General features: G+C 51.7%; 1 protein-coding gene. It reads right to left on the bottom strand.

Annotation, left to right across the window (positions count from 1 at the left end):
• Positions 1–271: 4Fe-4S dicluster domain-containing protein (locus PGX78_RS09215; RefSeq protein WP_270446671.1), on the bottom strand; the 271-nt coding region annotated here is incomplete at both ends.

The following is a 271-nucleotide window of genomic DNA, read 5'->3' as shown; positions in this document are numbered from 1 at the left end:
GCCGGGTCGAAAAGTGTGAATACTTCCGTAGGACATGCTTCGATGCAGGCGGGAATGCCTGATTCCGTACCGTGGCACAGGTCACATTTAAACGCCAATTGGCGGAAAGGACGGCCCTTTGTATCGCCATGGTAAATGCGTGCCATTGTAATACCGTCAAAGGGACAGGCCTTGGCACATTTGCCGCACCCTTTACAAATATCCTGATCGAGGATCACGCTGTCTTCACCCATGGAAATGGCGTTAAAGGGACAAGCTTCCATGCACTTGG

Origin of the sequence: Megasphaera sp. AF13-6AC, from assembly GCF_027685385.1 — a bacterium.
Taxonomy (GTDB): Bacteria; Bacillota; Negativicutes; order Veillonellales; family Megasphaeraceae; genus Megasphaera; species Megasphaera micronuciformis.
This window is presented reverse-complemented; position numbering and strand designations above follow the sequence as displayed.